Consider the following 13,542-nt stretch of genomic DNA (forward strand, 5'->3'; position numbering starts at 1 on the left):
GCGGCCCGGCAGGGTGCGCGGCCGGGGCTACACGCGCGCGTGCACCACGCCGTCGCGCACCCGGTCGCGGTGACCGCCCTCGCCGAACAGCTCGCCGATCACCATGCCGGGGGACTCCAGCGGCTCCGTGCGCCCCTCAAGGTCCACCCGCACCCGCCAGCGACCGCCCCGGTGCTCCACCAGGACCTCCGCGTGGGAGCGCCCCGGCGACTCCACTCCGAGCAGCGTGGGGCCGCCCTGCGGCCCGTACTCCCGGAACGCCGCGACGAACGGCAACTCCTGCAGCAGCCAGGCGAGATGAGCCCAGGCCGGTGAGCCCGGCTGCGGCGTCCACAGCACCCCGGCCCGCCCGGTGTCGTCCGCGGGCACCTCGCCCGCCTCGCTCACCAGGGCGCGGGGATCGGGGGTGTCCAGGTGCCGGAAGGAGAACGTCCGGCTCAGCGCGTCCATGGCCGTCAGCTCCATGCCGCGCGGGCCGCCCTTGAAGACCAGATCGGCCACGTCCTGGAAGAAGGCCCCGACCGTCGCGTCCTGCGCGGGAGTCGGGGTGGCCGTCATGTCGTCGAGCGGGACGTACGAACCCACCGTGAACGTCTTCTGGCGCCTCTTGCCGCGACCCGCCACGATGGATCCCTCCCCGGTCCACGCCCGAACACGTTCCGCAGCCAGGCTAGTCGGCCATTACCTCGCGCGTAATCGACCCCTGGGGCGGAGCCCGGCAGAGTCCTGGGCAACGCCCACCTCGACGGAGGGGATCGACCATGACCATGCCGATGACTCAGCTCACCGGCCTTGCCCGTACCACCGACCCGCGGACCGCCCTGCGCCGCTTCCTCGTCCTGGACGCGGTGGTCACCGCGGCCAACGGGCTCGCCTACGCCGCCGGGTCCGGGCCGCTCGGACGGCTGCTCGGCGTCGATGCCGGGCTGCTGCTCGGACTCGGCCTGTCCCTCGTGCTCTACGCGGCCGGCGTCGGCTTTCTCGGTGCGCGCAGGCAGCCGCCGGCGCCCGGGGTGCGCGTGGTCGTCGAGGTGAACGCGGCCTGGGCCGTGCTGAGTCTGCTCGCGCTCCTCCTGTGGCTGTCGCCGACGGCGGCCGGTGCCGTGTGGATCCCGCTGCAGGCACTTGTCGTCGCGGGCTTCGCCGCCCTGCAGTACGCCGCACTGCGCGCGGACACCGCGCCGCGCGCCGCCGACGTCAGGGCATGAGCGACTGCAGGTACTTGACCGTCGCCGGGTCGGCCGGGAGCAGGGTCTCCACGGCCAGCTCGGCGACCGTCACGTCCATCGGCGTATTGAACGTCGAGATCGACGACACGAACGACAGCACCCGGCCCTCGTGCTCGATCCGCAGGGGCAGCGCGAAGTACGGCACGGGCCCATCGGACTCCGCAGCGGCGGCCCGCTCGCCCGGATCCGCCACCGGATACGCCGCCACCTCCTCGTACAGCGCGCGCAACGCGTCGGAGCGCTGCAGCGCGATCTGCCGCCGCATCTGGTGCAGCAGATGACCGCGCCACTCGGCGAGATTGCGGATCCTCGGCGCCAGGCCCTCGGGATGCAGGGTGATCCGCATGGCGTTCAGCGGCGGCTCCAGGAGCTGCTCCGGCAGCCCGTCGAGGAGCGTCGCGATGCCGCGGTTCGCGGCGATCACGTCGTAGGCCGCGTCGACGATCAGCGCCGGATACGGCTCGTAGCCCCGCAGGAGCTGCTCCAGGCCCGCGCGCAGGGTGCCGAGCGAGGGGTCGTCGAGCGGGGTCTCGGGGAAGCGCGGGGCATAACCGGCCGCCAGCAGCAGGGCGTTCTGCTCCCGCACCGGCACGTCGAGGTGATCGGCCAGACGGAGCAGGAACTCCTCACTGGGGCGCGAGCGGCCCGTCTCCACGAAACTGATGTGCCGCGCGGAGGAGTCGGCGCGCAGCGCCAGCTCCAGCTGGCTGATGCGCCGCTGTTCCCGCCAGCCGCGCAGCAGTGGCCCTACTCCCTTGCGCGGTACGACAGTTGCCATACGACGACCGTAACCGATCGGACCCGGCCCGGCTGTGGCAGTCTGACGTCGTCACCACTGCCGACCAGGAATGGAGCGTGGCCATGGAACTCGAACCGCTGTCGCAGAAGGACATCGAGGACCGGCTCGCGGAACTCCCCGGCTGGGCGCTCGACGGCGACCGGATCAGCCGCTCGTACCGGCTCGCATCGCACTTCGCTGCCACCGCGATGGTCGTACACATCGCCCAGGTCCAGGACGAGCTCGGTCACCACTCGGAGCTCAGCCTCGGGTACAACACCGTCGCCCTGTCCGTGAACACGCACAGTGCGGGCGGCGCGGTCACCGAGAAGGACTTCGAGCTCGCCACTCGCGTGGAGGCGCTCGCGGGCGGGCACGGTGCGAGCTGACTCATGAGCACTGAGGGTGCAACTGAGAGTGCAGGGGACGCCGGGGGCGGCGTGAGTGCGCCGCTCATCGACTACACCGCCGAGGCGGCCGTCTACGACGAGACCCGTGGCGGTGTGCCACGGGCCGCCGCGGCCGCCGCGGCGGTGCTCTCCCTGGTGCCGCCGGGCGCCGGCACGCTGCTCGACGTGGCCTGCGGTACGGGTCTCGTCACCGAGCGGCTCGCCCGGCCGGGCCTCCGGGTGACCGGCACGGACCGCGCGCACGGAATGGCGCGGACCGCCGTGGGCCGGCTCCCGGGTGCCGTCGTCCTCGGTGACAGCCGCCAACTGCCGTTCGGGGACGCCGTGTTCGACGCCGTCACCGCGGTGTGGCTGCTCCATCTGGTGCCCGAGGCCGAGCAGATCGTCGCCGAGTGCGCCCGGGTGCTGCGGCCCGGCGGAGTGCTCGTCACCACCGTCGACAAGGACGCCGGGCACGACGTGGGCTGTGACATCGACGCACTGCTCGCACCGCATCTGAGGCCCGAGGTGTACGACCGCGCGGACTTGGTCGAGGCCCACGCCCGTGCCCGTGGCCTCACGGTGGCGGGGGAGGCCCGGTTCACCGGGCACGGCCAGGGCCGTACACCGCGCCGCACGGCCTGGGCGGTACGCGAGGGCCGGTACGCGGCGCGGCTCGCGCTGTCCCCGGCCGGAACCCGGGAGCTCGCCGACCGGATCGACGCCCTGCCGGATCCCGGCCTTGCGCGCCCCGAGCCGCGGTTCAGGGTGCTCGGGCTTCGTAAGGGTTCGTAAGGGTTCGCAAGGGGGAGTGACTTCCGGGCCCGGGCGCGGATCCAGGGATACGGAAAACCGGTTTGCCGAAAGCGCAACAAAGCTGGCCTGGTGCGAGGCCGCGGAGCACGCTGTCGGGCATGGGCACGGGCACGTGGCAGCACCGTCACCGTCACAGCCGGCCGCATCCGCACGCATACCGAGGGGCGACGACCATGGGCGACCATCAGCACGGGCATCACCACGATCCCACCCACATCGACTGGGAGGCCATGAGCGAGACGCTCGAGCGGCGCGCCGAGATCTACGCGCCGCTCACTGCGCAGATCATCGAGCGGCTGCGCGCCGTGCGGCCGGAGCCGCGCCGTATCGTCGACGCGGGCAGCGGCCCCGGCGTGATCTCGTGCGCGCTCGCCGAGGCCTTCCCGCAGGCCGAGGTCGTCGCGGTGGACGGCGCCGGGGCACTTCTCGAACGGGCCACGGCCCGCGCCGGGCGCATGGGGGTGGGCAGCCGGCTGCGGACCTGCCTCGCGGATCTGCCCGAGGGCTTCGCCGAGGCCGGCGAGGCGGATGTGATCTGGCTCGGCCTGGCCCTGCACCACATCGGCGACCAGCGGGCCGCGCTCGCCGAGTGCGCCCGGCACCTCGTGCCCGGCGGGGCTCTGGTCCTCCTGGAGGGCGGACTGCCCGCGCGTCACCTGCCGCGTGACATCGGTATCGGGCGCCCCGGACTCCAGGCCCGCCTGGACGCCGCCAACGAGGAGGCGTTCACCGCGATGCGGGCCGCGCTGCCCGGCGCGAAGGACGAGGTCGAGGACTGGGCCGCGCTGTTGACCGCGGCGGGCCTCACCCATGTCGGGACCCGCACCCATCTCCTCGATCTGCCCGGCCCGGTGCCCGAGCAGGTACGTGCCCATGTCGTCGCGGTGACGACCCGGCTGCGCGACGTCGCCGCGGACCAGCTGTCCCCCGATGACCTCGCCACCCTCGACCGGCTCCTCGACCCGTCGGACAAGGAGAGCCTCCACCACAGGCCGGACGTGTTTCTCCTCGCCACCCAGACCGTGCACCTGGCGACGAAGGCCTGAGCCGGGGACGGCGACCGGTGCCGCCGCGGGCGTACGCAAAGGCCGCCGCCCGGAATCCGGACGGCGGCCGCTGCGGTCTGCCGGGGAGCTGAGCTCCTACGCGGACGGGCTCACGCCACGTCGAAGGTGGCCGGGTCGGGGCCGAGCCGCTTGCCCTCGTCCAGGGCGGCGATGGCACCCAGGTCCTCGTCGTCGAGCTCGAAGCCGAACACGTCGATGTTCTCCTGGATCCGGGACGGGGTCACGGACTTGGGGATCACGACGTTGCCCAGCTGCAGGTGCCAGCGCAGGACGACCTGCGCCGGGGTCTTGCCGTGCTTCTGCGCGATGGCGACGACCGTCGGCACGTCGAGGAGGCCCTTGCCCTGGCCGAGCGGCGACCAGGCCTCGGTGGCGATGCCGTGCTGCGCGTGGAACTCGCGCGAGGCGGCCTGCTGCAGCTGCGGGTGCAGCTCGATCTGGTTGACCGCGGGCACGACGGAGGTCTCGCCGATCAGGCGCTCCAGGTGCTCGGGCAGGAAGTTGGACACACCGATCGCCTTGGCGCGGCCGTCGGCGTAGATCTTCTCGAAGGCCTTGTACGTGTCCACGTAGCTGTCCTTGGCGGGCAGCGGCCAGTGGATCAGATACAGGTCGACGTAGTCGAGGCCGAGCTTGTCGAGCGAGGTGTCGAAGGCGCGCAGCGTCGCGTCGTAGCCCTGCTCCGAGTTCCAGAGCTTTGTGGTGACGAAGAGCTCCTCGCGGGCGATACCGGAGGCGGTGAGGGCCTGTCCTGTGCCCTCTTCGTTGCCGTAGATGGCGGCGGTGTCGATGCTGCGGTACCCGGCATCCAGGGCGGTGCCGACCGCCGTCTGCGCCTCGTTGTCCGGCACCTGCCAGACGCCGAAGCCCAGCTGGGGCATGGCGACGCCGTTGTTGAGGGTGATGGTGGGGACCTTGCTCACGAGCTCTTGTCCTTACGTGGTCGGGTGGAACTTCCATCGTCAACGATCACGTGGTGATCGGCATTCCCGTTCACGAGAGGTTCACGCAGAGCGGACGGCCGGGGCGGCTGGTTCCTGGCGTTGACCGTGCCTCGTCAGCGTTGACCGTGTCTCGTCATGACGTAAGGCTAGGCCGTGGTGCCCAGATAGGCCTCCCGCACCCTCGCGTCGGCGCGGACCTCGGCCGGGGTGCCCTCGGCGAGCACCGTGCCGAGGTCCAGGACGACGACACGGGCGCAGAGCTCCATCACGAAGGCGACGTTGTGCTCGACGAGCAGCACGGCACAGCCCTGCTCGTCCGCCAAGTGCCGGATGACCGCGGAGAGTTGCTGCCGTTCATCGGCCGTCATCCCGGACGCGGGCTCGTCCAGGAGCAGCACGCGCGGCGGATCGGCCAGGGCCCTGGCGAGCTCCACCATCCGGGCCCGGCCGACCGGCAGCGCCCCCGCGTACTCCGGGGCGAGCGCGTCGAGACCGCAGGTGCGCAGCACGTCAGCGGCCCGTTCACGGCGGGCGGTCTCGCGCCGGCGCCGCGCGGGCGCGCCCAGGACATCGGCGACGAGGCCGCCACCGCCGCCCCGCCACTCCTGGGCGACCACGAGATTGTCGGCGACCGTGAGCTGTCCGAACAGCTGCTGCCGCTGGAAGGTGCGGCGCATCCCGTGCCGGGCCCGCCACACCGGGGAGCGGCGTGTGACATCCGTACCGTCGAGCATGACCCGGCCCGCGTCGGGGCGCCGGATACCGGAGACGACGTCGAACAGGGTGGTCTTTCCGGCGCCGTTGGGCCCGATGAGCCCGCAGACCTCGCCGGGGCGCACCCCGATACGGGCGTCCCGCAGTGCTTGGATTCCGCCGAAGCGCACTCCGATGCCGGTCGCCTCCAGCACGTATCGGCTCATGGCTTGGGCACCTCCGTCCTGTCGCTCGCGGCGGCGGTGGCCGCGTCGCCACCGGGTGCCGGGTTCGCGATGCCCATGCCCAGATACGCCTCCGTGAGTCGGTCGGCCTGTACGTCGGCGCGCGGCCCGCACCAGGAGACGCGGCCCTGCGCCAGATAGGCCACCGTGTCGGCCACCCCGAGGATCTCGGCCGCCTTCTCCTCCACGAGCAGCAACGCCGTGCCCGCGTCGCGGAGTTCGGTGAGCAGCCGGAACACCTCGTCCACCACCTGCGGTGCGAGGCCGAGCGAGGGCTCATCGGCGACGAGGACCTTCGGCGGGCGCTGCAACAGCGGGGCGAGAGCGAGGATCTGCTGCTCGCCGCCGGAGAGTGAGCCCGCGGGGACGGTGCGGCGCCCGGCGAGCACCGGGAACCGGTCGTACACCGCGTCGCGGTCCGTGCGCTCGCCCAAGTACAGGGCGAGGTTCTCGTCGATGGTGAGGGCGGGGAAGATGCCGCGGCCCTCGGGGGCGAGGAGGATGCCGGCGCGGGAGCGGCGCACGGGGCCTTCGCGGGTGGTGTCGCGGCCGGCCAGGTGCACTGTGCCGGTGCGGGGGGTGAGGAGGCCTGCCGCCACTCGGCAAGTGGTCGTCTTTCCGGCGCCGTTGGGGCCGAGTAGGGCGAGGATCTCGCCGGATTTGATGGTGAGGTCCACCCCGTGGAGTACGAGGGCTCCGTCGTATCCGGCGTGGATGTCGTGCAGGGTGAGGGCGGCTTCTCGTTCCCCACCCCGCCCCTTACCGAACCGGGGCTCCGCCCCGGGCCCCGTCGATCGCCCTTCGGGCTCGTCCTCGATCTCCCCCAGCCTTCGGCCGGGAGGTGCCCCCAGACGGGCCGAAACGTGGTGGCGATGGCGGCGTACCGACGCCGCCGCCGCGTATCCGTCCGGGTCGTTCGCCAGGGCGAGGCCCGCGAGGCCGAAGAGGATGACCGGGAGGTGTACGGACTCCGTGACGTAGTCCGCCATCAGATGCGGTACGAGGGCGAAGACGAGGCCCGCCACCACCGCGAACTGCGGCCTGCGCACTCCGGCCGCGATGACGACCGCGAGCCAGATGAGGCCGGTCATGGCCGTGAAGTCGGTTGCGGTGATACGGGTGTTGTACGAGGCGTACATGACGCCGCCGAAGCCGGCGAGCCCGGCGGACAGGGTGAACAGCATCAGTTTGGTGCGCACGACCGACACCCCGGAGGCCATCGCCGCGGCGGGCGCCGACCGCACCGCGAGCATCGCGCGGCCCGACGGCGAGTTGCGCAGTGCGCTGAGGCCCGCGACGGCGGCGGTGACGAGGACGACCATCGCGACGCCCATGGCCCGGTCGTCGCCCAGGTCGACGGGGCCGAAGACGGGCCGCGGTATCTCCCAGCCGGTGTCGCCGTTGCGCAACCAGCCGATCTGGAAAAGGACTTGGTCGGCGAGGAAGGCCAGGGCGAGGGTGGCAAGGGCCAGGGAGCGGCCGCCCAGGCGCAGCGCGGGCAGGGCGACCAGGGCGCCGAGCAGCGCCGCCGCGCAGGTGCCCACCATGGCCGCCGCGATGAACGGCCAGCCGTGGCTCATCAGGAGTCCGGCCACGAGTGCCGCCCCGGTGACGAAGGTGGCCTGGGCGAGGGAGACCATCGCGCCGAGCCCGGTGACGACCGTGAACGAGATGAACACCAGGGAGATCGCCAGGCCCTGGGCGAGGATGCCGCTCCAGAACGGTGTCGTCACCGTGTAGAAGGCGAGGGCGAGCAGGGCCGCGCCCGCCGCCCATGGGCCCCAGCGGCGGGCCCAGGAGCGGCCCGCCAGATAGTCGAGGGGCGGCGGGTCCATGGCGGCCGTGCCCGCGGTGCGCTGCCGTCTGGCCATCACCAGGAGCCCGGCGAAGAGGATCAGGAAGGGCACGGCCGTACGGAAGCCGGTGATGCCGTCGGCGAAGGAGGCGTACCCGGCGACCAGGTTCTGCAGCACGCCGAGGGCGAGGCCGCCCGCGAAGGCGAGCGGCACGGAGGCGAAGCGGCCGAGCACCGCGGCCGTCGCCGAGACGAACAGGAACAGCGTGTAGTCGTGGGCCGAGAGGCCGAGCAGGGGAGTGGCGAGGACTCCCGCGAGGCCCGCGAGTGCGGACGACAGCATCCACGCGATCGAGGAGAGCCGGTCCGCGCTCATGCCGCGCAGCTCGACGAGGGTGCGGTTGTCGACGGAGGCGCGCAGGCGCAGGCCGAGGGCGGTGTGCCGCAGCAGGATCCACAGGCCGACGGCCACCACGGCGGTCGTCACCCAGGTGATCAGCTGGTCGGAGTCGACACCGACGCCGTCCATGAGCTGCCAGGACTCGGCGGGACTCGGGCCCACGCCGGGCAGACCGAACTGGTTCTCCGCGGGTTTGACGCTCGCGCCCGCGTCCTCCAGGAGCTCGACGATCCACAGGCCGAGGGCGGGCAGCGCCACCAACAGGCCGATGGTGGCGACTATTTGGGCGGTTTCGCCGACCCGGGCGAGCTTGCGGAACATCATCCGGTCCAGGCCCCAGCCGAGCGCCGGCGCGATGACACAGACCAGGAGGAGCGCGGTGGGCACGGCGGGCCAGCCGAAGCCGGAGTGCAGTTCGTAGAAGGCGAGGGCGCAGAGGTACGCGGTCGCGCCGTGCGCGAAGTTGAAGAGGCCGGAGGCGGAGTAGGACAGGACGAGTCCCGTGGCGAGGAGCGCGTACAGCGCGCCGGACACCAGTCCGCTCAGGATGAAACCGATGAGGTCGGCCATGCGGCGCCCCTACTTGAAGGGGATGGGTTCGTAGCACTTGAACGGCGACGACACCTCGTACTTGCCGTTCTTGAGCTGCACCAGGGCACCGCAGCCGAAGGCCTCCTTCTGGCCCTTGGGCAGGGCGCGGTCACCGACCATCGTGCCGGTGTCGGAGTAGCTGCCGGCCGCCTTCTGGAACGACTCGGTCGTGAGGTTCTTGCCCGCCTTCTCCGCGATGGCCAGGAAGAAGTCGGCCGACATATAGCCGGTCATCATGTGCATATTGAGCGGTACGTCCTTGCCCGCGGCCTTCCTGATGTCGGCCTTGAACTGCTTCATCTGCGCGCTGTCCGACTCGAACGGCTCGAAGGAGAGCAGCACGTGCACCCCGTCGAGCGCCTTCTTGGTGGCGCTCTTGGCGAGCAGCCCCGGGTCGTAGTCGGTGGGGTCGGTGATCAGGCCCTTGTAGCCGGTGCGCTTGACGGCCGTGAACAGGCCGATGTTGTACGGGGTCTGCATCACGGAGACGACCGCGTCGGGCGCCTTGCCGCCGTCGCTGCGCAGGATCTCCTTGGTGTACGCCGACCAGTCGCTCGGCGTGGAGGTCGCGGGCACGGTCGACTTGGCGTAGGTGACCTTGAACCCGGCGGCCGCGAAGCCCTGTTTGTAGGTGCGGATGGCGAAGGTGCCGGCGTCGTTGTCGTTGGCGAGGATCGCGACGGACTTGCCCTTGGCGCCGCCGAGCACCTTCGCCAGGCCTTCGGGCCAGCTCTGGGTGATGGTGCCGCCGGGCATGGGGACCATGCAGCCGCCGAAGCCGTAGATGTACTTCGGTCCGCAGAACTGCGGGATGGTGCCCCAGCCGAAGGTCGGCACCTTCTGCTTGTCGAGGAAGTCGGCGCCGGAGAAGGTGACCGAGCTCATCGGCGAGATGGCGAACACCTTGTCCTGCTGGACGAGTTTGCGGGCGGCCGCGAGGTTCTTGCCCGGGTCCTGGCCGTCGTCCTCCGCACCGAGGTAGTCGATCTTCCGGCCGTTGATGCCGCCTTCGGCGTTGGCGCGGTCGTAGCGTGCCTTGGCGCCGAGGTCGGTGTCCTTCTTGCTGTAGCCGCTGGAGGTCGTCATGGAGACGATGCCGCCGACCTTGATGGAGTCGTCGGTCACTCCCCGTGCCGAACCGCCCTGTTCCGAACCGGAGGTTGACGTGGAAGCGGAGTTGCACGCGGTGGCGGCGAGCAGCAGTGCGGCCGCTGTGGCGAAGGCGCGGATGGGGCGTCGTCCAGGCACGGTCCAGATCCCTCCGTCGAAGTGAGGGAGATTCTGTGCGGGACCTGATGAACCGTCAATAACTGACGCATCGGTAATTGATGACCCGTCAGAAGCGGTACGGGGGCTGGTCGAGGACCGGTCGGGAGGCGACAGGAAGGCGACAGGGAGGCGACAGGAAGGCGATTGGGAGGCGATCGGAAGGTGGCCGGGGCTGCCGGAGTGCCCCCGTGCCGACCGCGCTCAGCTGCGGTACAGCGCGTCCACCTCGGTCTCGTACGCCTGCTCGATGGCCTTGCGCTTGAGCTTCAGGGACGGGGTGAGCAGCCCGTGCTCCTCGGAGAACTGGTGCGCCAGTATCCGGAACGTACGGATCGACTCGGCCTGCGACACCAGGGTGTTGGCGGCCACCACGGCCCGCCGGATCTCGGTCTCCAGATCGGGGTCGCGGACCAGTTCGGTGGGCGAGAGGCGGGGCTTGCCGCGCATGTCGAGCCAGTGGTCGACGGCCTCCGCGTCCAGGGTGACCAGGGCCGCGATATACGGACGGTCATTGCCGACCACGATGCACTGCCCGACCAGCGGGTGGTCGCGCACCCGCTCCTCCAGCTGCGAGGGCGAGACGCTCTTGCCGCCGGAGGTCACCAGGATCTCCTTCTTGCGCCCGGTGATGGTGAGATAGCCGTCCTCGTCGAGGTGGCCCAGGTCACCGGTGGCGAGCCAGCCGTCGTGCAGCACCGCGTCGGTGGCCTTCGGGTCGCCCAGATAGCCCTGGAAGACATGGCCGCCCCACAGCCACACCTCGCCGTCGTCGGCGATATGCACCGTGGTGCCGGGTATCGGGCGGCCCACCGTGCCGTAGCGGGTCTGCTCGGGCGGGTTGGCGGTGGCGGCGGCGCACGACTCGGTCAGCCCGTAGCCCTCGTAGATGATCACGCCCGCGCCGGCGAAGAACAGCCCGAGCCTGCGGTCCATGCCGGAGCCGCCCGACATCGCGTGCCGCACCCGGCCGCCCATCGCGGCCCGCACCTTGGAGTAGACGAGCTTGTCGAAGAGCTGGTGCTGCATCCGCAGGCCCGCCGATGGCCCGGGTCCGGTGCCGAACGCCTTGTGCTCGATGGCGTCCCAGTACTTCACCGCCACCTCGACGGCCTTGTCGAAGGGCCCCAGCTTGCCGTCCGTCTCGGCCTTGCGGCGCGCGGCGTTGAAGACCTTCTCGAAGATGTACGGCACGGCCAGGATGAACGACGGCTTGAACGCGGCCAGATCGGGCAGCAGCGCGGAGGCGCTGAGGTCCGGCTGGTGGCCCAGCTTCACCCGGCCCCTGACCGCCGCGACCTCGACCATGCGCCCGAAGACATGGGCCAGCGGCAGGAAGAGGAGCGTGGAGGCCTCGTCGCCCGGCTTGGAGTGGAAGACCGGGTCCCAGCGCTTGACGACCGTGTCCGCCTCGAACATGAAGTTGGCGTGGGTGAGCACACAGCCTTTGGGGCGGCCCGTGGTGCCGGAGGTGTAGATCACCGTCGCCACCGAGTCGGGGGTGACCGCGCGCCGGTGCCGGTGCACCACCTCGTCCTCGATGTGCTCGCCCGCGAGCCGGAGCTGACCGACCGCGTCGGAGTCCAGCTGCCAGAGCCGGCGCAGTGCCGGGAGGCGGTCGATGACGGAGCCGACCGTCATCGAGTGGTCCTCGTGCTCCACCACGCAGGCCGAGACCTCCGCGTCGTACAGCGTCCAGAAGACCTGCTCGGCCGATGAGGTGGGGTAGATCGGGACGACCTGGGCGCCGACGGTCCACAGGGCGAAGTCGAAGAGCGTCCACTCGTAACGGGTGCGGGACATGATCGCGACGCGGTCGCCGAACCGGACGCCCTGGGCGAGCAGTCCCTTGGCGAGGGCGAGGATCTCGTCGCGGAACTCGGCCGCGGTCACATCGCGCCAGTGGCCGTCGACCTTGCGGCCGAGGGCGATCCGCAGCGGGTCCTCGAGCGCATGGTCGAAGACGGCATCGGCCAGACCGCCCACCGGCGGCGCCGACGCCAGGGGAGGTGAGGTGAACTCGCGCAATGGTTCTCCTTGTGGCGCTCCGCACAGCGCCGGTGACGGTACCCCACGGCGAGCCCGCGCGGGAGGGGGTGCCCGGGCCCGGACACACGGTCATCGTCACTGGTCAGCAGCTGAAATGGGGCCACAAGGGCGGAGGTTGGGGCGGAATCCTGACCTCCGGGTAAGTTTCGGTGCCGTAATCTCCACGGAATTTGTACGCGGCAGTCACGCAGACCTGGGCGTTTTCTCCCGTAAGCGGGGTGGCGCCCGGAGTTCTTCCGCGGCGCTCAGCCGCGCAGCGGACGGTATGTCACCTGCTTCACGCGCCGCAGGAACGGCGTCGTCTCCACATGGCGTACGCCCTCGAGGGAGCCGAGGCGGCCGCTCAGGTACGCGTAAAGACCTGCCGTGTCCTTGGCGACGGCGGTGGCCACCAGGTTCGACGGACCCGCGGTCGCCGCGGCGAAGGCGATCTCATGATGCCCGGCGAGGGTCTCGCCCACGGAGTGCAGGGCCGCGGGCTCGGCGGTGATCGACAGAGAGGCCGCCACCGGAAAGCCGACGATCTCCGGCGGATAGTCCACGTCGAGATAGAACGCCTTCGAGGCGAGCAGGGTGCCGAGACGGCGCTTGACCGCGGACTCGGAACGGCCGGTGGCCTTCTGCAGTTCGGGATAGGTGGCGCGGCCGTCGCGCTTGAGGGCGGCGACGAGCGGCTCGTCCTCCGGAGTGAGGTGCGCGGGGCCGCTGTGCGGCGGCAGTTCGGGCCGGAGGGCGGCCACTTGGTCAGGTGTGAGATCCCCGAACTTGCTGAACCAGCCGTCCGGTCCGCCGTGGAAGCGGTGCAGGATCTGGTGCGCGCGGATCTCCATGATGCTCGGGGTGCGCGGCAGCTTGCCGAGCAGCAGTTCGTCGTGGTCGCCGGGGGAGCGCGGCAGTGTCATACAGGCCACTTCCGTGCCGCCCGACATCAGACCGATCCAGACCGTGTCCCGGCGTCTGGCCAGCGCGTCGGCGATGGCCTCCGCGCTGTCCGGCGCGCAGCGCAGGCGCAGGAACCACTGGTCCTGGCCGAGCTGTTCGGCGTTGCGCACCATGACCACGCGCACACCGCTCTCGGCGCACAGCCTGCGGTAGCGGCGCGCGACGGTCTGGTCGGAGACACCGAGCACCGCCGCGATCCGGCTGAAGGAGGCTCGCCCGTCGACCTCCAGGGCGTGAAGGAGCTTCCGGTCTAGCTCATCGACTACGTGGCCATCCACCGCTCAGCACCCCTCAAATGTCGGATTCCATCGCTGGAGCGGTCAGTACCACCGCTTCCG

12 protein-coding genes are annotated in these 13,542 nt (G+C 71.2%); 4 read left to right on the forward strand and 8 right to left on the reverse strand.

The window, feature by feature from the left end; genetic code table 11:
• Positions 1-27 precede the first annotated feature (27 nt).
• Positions 28-624: a hypothetical protein gene (locus tag ACFQVC_RS03890; RefSeq protein WP_381826394.1), complete on the reverse strand. Its 597-nt coding sequence runs from the start codon at positions 622-624 to the stop codon at positions 28-30.
• Between the two features lie 143 nt (positions 625-767).
• Here ACFQVC_RS03890 and ACFQVC_RS03895 point away from each other — a divergent pair, with 143 nt between their 5' ends.
• A complete protein-coding gene (locus ACFQVC_RS03895; RefSeq protein ID WP_381827092.1) occupies positions 768-1,208 on the forward strand; it encodes a hypothetical protein in 441 nt (146 codons plus the stop codon).
• On the opposite strand, the gene ACFQVC_RS03900 is transcribed toward ACFQVC_RS03895, so the two are convergent.
• Complete coding sequence (locus ACFQVC_RS03900) at positions 1,198-2,007, reverse strand: helix-turn-helix domain-containing protein (protein ID WP_381826396.1); 810 nt, start codon at positions 2,005-2,007, stop codon at positions 1,198-1,200. The genes ACFQVC_RS03895 and ACFQVC_RS03900 overlap by 11 nt on opposite strands.
• An 83-nt stretch (positions 2,008-2,090) precedes the next feature.
• Here ACFQVC_RS03900 and ACFQVC_RS03905 point away from each other — a divergent pair, with 83 nt between their 5' ends.
• The 3 genes from ACFQVC_RS03905 to ACFQVC_RS03915 all read left to right on the forward strand — a co-directional run bounded on the left by ACFQVC_RS03905 (position 2,091) and on the right by ACFQVC_RS03915 (position 4,258).
• The gene (locus tag ACFQVC_RS03905; RefSeq protein ID WP_381826398.1) at positions 2,091-2,396 is read left to right on the forward strand and encodes a 4a-hydroxytetrahydrobiopterin dehydratase; all 306 of its coding nucleotides are present in this window, start codon (positions 2,091-2,093) and stop codon (positions 2,394-2,396) included.
• A gap of 3 nt (positions 2,397-2,399) precedes the next feature.
• Positions 2,400-3,191, forward strand: coding sequence for a class I SAM-dependent methyltransferase (locus tag ACFQVC_RS03910; protein WP_381826400.1), 792 nt, complete (start codon positions 2,400-2,402; stop codon positions 3,189-3,191).
• Between the two features lie 194 nt (positions 3,192-3,385).
• Complete coding sequence (locus tag ACFQVC_RS03915) at positions 3,386-4,258, forward strand: class I SAM-dependent methyltransferase (protein ID WP_381826402.1); 873 nt, start codon at positions 3,386-3,388, stop codon at positions 4,256-4,258.
• Between the two features lie 110 nt (positions 4,259-4,368).
• Here ACFQVC_RS03915 and ACFQVC_RS03920 read toward each other — a convergent pair whose 3' ends face one another.
• The 6 genes from ACFQVC_RS03920 to ACFQVC_RS03945 form a co-directional block, all read right to left on the reverse strand.
• Positions 4,369-5,202, reverse strand: a complete 834-nt coding sequence (locus tag ACFQVC_RS03920) for an aldo/keto reductase (protein ID WP_381826404.1) — start codon at positions 5,200-5,202, stop codon at positions 4,369-4,371.
• A 167-nt stretch (positions 5,203-5,369) separates the two neighbouring features.
• Positions 5,370-6,143 carry an ABC transporter ATP-binding protein gene (locus tag ACFQVC_RS03925; protein WP_381826406.1) on the reverse strand — a complete coding sequence of 258 codons (774 nt, stop codon included), beginning with the start codon at positions 6,141-6,143 and terminating at the stop codon, positions 5,370-5,372.
• Positions 6,140-8,926, reverse strand: a complete 2,787-nt coding sequence (locus tag ACFQVC_RS03930) for an ABC transporter permease subunit (RefSeq protein ID WP_381826408.1) — start codon at positions 8,924-8,926, stop codon at positions 6,140-6,142. The genes ACFQVC_RS03925 and ACFQVC_RS03930 overlap by 4 nt, the downstream gene beginning before the upstream one ends.
• Positions 8,927-8,935: 9 nt before the next feature.
• On the reverse strand, positions 8,936-10,195 hold the full coding sequence (locus ACFQVC_RS03935) for an ABC transporter substrate-binding protein (RefSeq protein WP_381826410.1): 1,260 nt from the start codon (positions 10,193-10,195) through the stop codon (positions 8,936-8,938).
• Positions 10,196-10,417: 222 nt separating this feature from the next.
• Positions 10,418-12,241, reverse strand: coding sequence for an AMP-dependent synthetase/ligase (locus tag ACFQVC_RS03940; protein ID WP_381826412.1), 1,824 nt, complete (start codon positions 12,239-12,241; stop codon positions 10,418-10,420).
• Positions 12,242-12,507: 266 nt separating this feature from the next.
• Positions 12,508-13,482, reverse strand: a complete 975-nt coding sequence (locus ACFQVC_RS03945) for an Lrp/AsnC family transcriptional regulator (protein WP_381826414.1) — start codon at positions 13,480-13,482, stop codon at positions 12,508-12,510.
• Positions 13,483-13,542: the final 60 nt, after the last annotated feature.

Origin of the sequence: Streptomyces monticola (assembly GCF_042665355.1) — a bacterium.
Lineage (GTDB): Bacteria > Actinomycetota > Actinomycetes > Streptomycetales > Streptomycetaceae > Streptomyces > Streptomyces monticola.